The sequence below is a fragment of the Coprococcus sp. AF21-14LB genome, assembly GCF_003458885.1.
Classification (GTDB): domain Bacteria; phylum Bacillota; class Clostridia; order Lachnospirales; family Lachnospiraceae; genus UBA9414.
Genome location: NZ_QRVX01000113.1, coordinates 1 through 1,729 on the forward strand (window position 1 = coordinate 1; position 1,729 = coordinate 1,729).

Below are 1,729 nucleotides of genomic sequence, written 5' to 3' on the forward strand. Positions count from 1 at the left end.
TGAGACTGCAAAACTTGCAGATGTAATTCTTCCTGGACGTTCCTATGCTGAGAAAGAAGGAACATTTACGAATACAGAGCGACGTGTACAGCGCGTCAGAAAAGCTGTTGAGATTGCCGGTGATACAAAACCGGATACATGGATCTTTACAGAAATTATGAGACGAATGGGTTATCCACAGCCACATCTGACACCGGCAGAGATTATGGATGAGATTTCTTCTGTGACACCGTCATTTGGCGGAATCAGTCATGCAAGACTGGACAGCGAAGAAGTAGCAGGACAGGGATTACAGTGGCCATGTCCATCGAAAGAACATCCTGGAACACCGATCATGCATGTCGGTAAGTTTGCGCGGGGACTTGGCTATTTCCGTCCGGCAGCATATACGCCTTCCATGGAACTTCCGGATGAAGAATATCCTCTGGTTATGATGACAGGACGTATCTTATATCATTATAATGCATGTGCAATGACGGATAAGACAGCAGGAATCAATGAAATTGCAGGTGAATCATTCATCGAGATTAATACAGAGGATGCTGAAAAACTTGGTATTGAGAATGGGGAAATGGTTCAGATTTCTTCTCGCCGCGGAACAATTCAGGCGAAAGCAGATGTATCAGATAAGACGAATCCGGGTGAATGCTGGATGCCGTTCCATTATATTGAGGGCGGTGCAAACTGGTTGACAAGTGATGCGCTTGATTCTATTTCAAGTACGCCGGAATATAAAGTTTGTACAGTAAAAGTGGAGAAGATTACAGAATAAGCAGTAGATTTTTGCAAATAGCAGAGATTTCGTATGAAAAAATGCAGATGCGGCCGCAGTGGCTGTGTCTGCATTTTAGTAATGAAGAGAGAATATGGGATGGAGAAAAATTTAAAAAGGGAAAAAGAACATACAACAGAATATGTGCTGCAAAAGGCAGTATGCTTCCGGGCAGGAGAATTTTCTAAGGAAGAAAAATACATTGTTCCGGAAGAAAAATATGATCTATATCTGAATGGAGAAATGATACATACATTTTTCTGCTCACCATGGTATCTGGAAGATCTTGCGTATGGATTTTTGTATTTAGAAGGTTATATTCTGAAATCAGAACAAATAAAGGAAATCTGTGTTAAGCAGCAGGAACACAGAATCGAAGTTGTAGCAGATAAAGAGTGTGATATGCACAGGCAGGATGTGGAAGAAACGAGGAAAAAAGCGGAAGAAAGGAAAATTTCTCCGAAAGAGATCATGTCGCTTGCAGCTGCGCTTGATGAGCGTTCACATCGATTTCGTCTTACCGGCGGAGTTCACAGCGCGGCACTTGCGAAAGATGGGGAAATCCTTTTGATGCGTGAGGATGTCGGCCGTCACAACGCGGTGGAGAAGCTGCTTGGCGCATGTGTCAGGGAACAGATTGACACAGCAGATAAGACGATTGTTTTCAGTGGGCGTGTGGCAGCAGAGATCCTTGAAAAAGCAGCAGCCATTGGCGCACCAACACTGATTGCCGTGTCGGCTCCGACGAGCAGAGCTGTTGAATTGGCAGAAGAGAAAGGAATCCTTCTTGTTGGATTTGCAAGAGGGGAATCGTTTAATGTATATACGTTTCCGGAGAGAGTTACAATCAGGGCAACCGCATAAAAAATAGTTAATACAAAAATCATCACTTTTCTTGTATACTAAAAGAAAAGTGGTGATTTTTATGTTGCAAATGAAAATGTATTTTTCAGATTT

2 protein-coding genes are annotated in these 1,729 nt (G+C 42.7%); both read left to right on the forward strand.

All coding sequences use genetic code 11. The features are described 5' to 3' along the window. Nucleotides 1–772: molybdopterin oxidoreductase family protein (locus tag DWX73_RS13180; RefSeq protein WP_147334796.1), on the forward strand; the 772-nt coding region annotated here is incomplete at its 5' end. A gap of 33 nt (nt 773–805) precedes the next feature. After that, on the forward strand, nt 806–1,636 hold the full coding sequence (gene fdhD, locus DWX73_RS13185) for a formate dehydrogenase accessory sulfurtransferase FdhD (RefSeq protein ID WP_118349117.1): 831 nt from the start codon (nt 806–808) through the stop codon (nt 1,634–1,636). The last annotated feature ends 93 nt before the right edge of the window (nt 1,637–1,729 follow it).

Bases quoted from the DNA above. Each gene is read 5' to 3' on its own strand.
- fdhD (WP_118349117.1), top strand. From the start codon at position 806: ATGAAAAAATGCAGATGCGGCCGCAGTGGCTGTGTCTGCATTTTAGTA.